The sequence below is a fragment of the Streptomyces sp. NPDC051569 genome (assembly GCF_044454085.1).
GTDB lineage: Bacteria > Actinomycetota > Actinomycetes > Streptomycetales > Streptomycetaceae > Streptomyces.
This window is the reverse complement of the sequence record NZ_JBITDJ010000054.1, coordinates 1-1,103: the sequence shown is the minus strand read 5'-3', so window position 1 is coordinate 1,103 and position 1,103 is coordinate 1. Positions and strand designations below refer to the sequence as shown.

General features: G+C 68.0%; 1 pseudogene. It reads left to right on the top strand.

The features are described from left to right. Positions 1 to 76: 76 nt before the first annotated feature. Positions 77 to 1,080: pseudogene (locus ACIBAE_RS29650) on the top strand (IS5 family transposase). Positions 1,081 to 1,103 lie beyond the last annotated feature (23 nt).

Sequence of the window (1,103 nt, the reverse complement as noted above, 5' to 3'; positions counted from 1 at the left end):
CTAGGGCCTGTGTGAGGTCGTGATCAATATCTGCGTTCCGCTGCCGTGCCGGGACGGATCACGGTAGAACGCCGGTGTGACGCGCCGACAGCTCAGTGACGACCAGTGGGAACTCATCCAGCCGTACTTGCCGGTCGGCGAGTACGGCCCCTACCCGGTGAAGTTGCGGGACCAGTTCGAGGGCGTGATCTGGCGTTTCCGGTCCGGCGCCCAGTGGCGGGAGATGCCCGAGCAGTTCGGTCCCTGGCCCACCGTCTACGGCCGTTTCCGGGTCTGGCGGGACGCAGGTGTGTTCACCGCACTGCTCGAGGGCCTGATCGCCGAGGCCGCCGGGCAGGGGAAGACCGACCTGTCACTGGTCAGCGTGGATTCTACGACCACCCGCGCGCATCACGACGCCGCCGGAATGCACGTCGCCCCCGAGGTCATGGAGGCCCTGGAGAAGGCCGTGCGGGAACAGGAGCAGGCCCGGCAAAAGGGGGCGGCCAAGGGGAACAGAACGGACAAGGCGACGCCGACGATCCTGGACGGGAAGAACGGCGACGCATCCGGCGAAGGCGCAAAGCCCGCCTGAAGCAGGCCCTGCTCGGCCGGTCCAGAGGCGGCCTGACCTGCAAGGTCCACCTCGCGTCCGACCGCAAGTGCCGCCCCCTGGCGATCGTGTTGACGGCTGGACAGGCCGCCGACAGCCCGCAGTTCCTCCCGGTCCTGAACAAGGTCCGCATCCGGTTGCCCGTCGGCCGCCCACGCACCCGGCCGGACGCGGTCGCCGGCGACAGGGCGTACTCCTCCCGCGCCAACCGGGCCTACCTGCGTAAACGCGGCATCAAGGCCGTCATTCCGGAGAAGAAGGACCAGGCCGCCCACCGCAAGAACCGCGGCTGCAAGGGCGGCCGGCCCGTCACCCACGACGCCGAGCTCTACAAGGACCGCAACACCGTCGAACGCATGATCAACAAACTGAAAGCCTGGCGCGGCATCGCCACCCGCTACGACAAGTCCCCCGAGAGCTACGACGCCGGACTCCACCTCCGGGCCTCCCTGATCTGGATCAACGACCTCTTACCGGCGACCGAATGATCACGACCTCACACAGGCCCTAG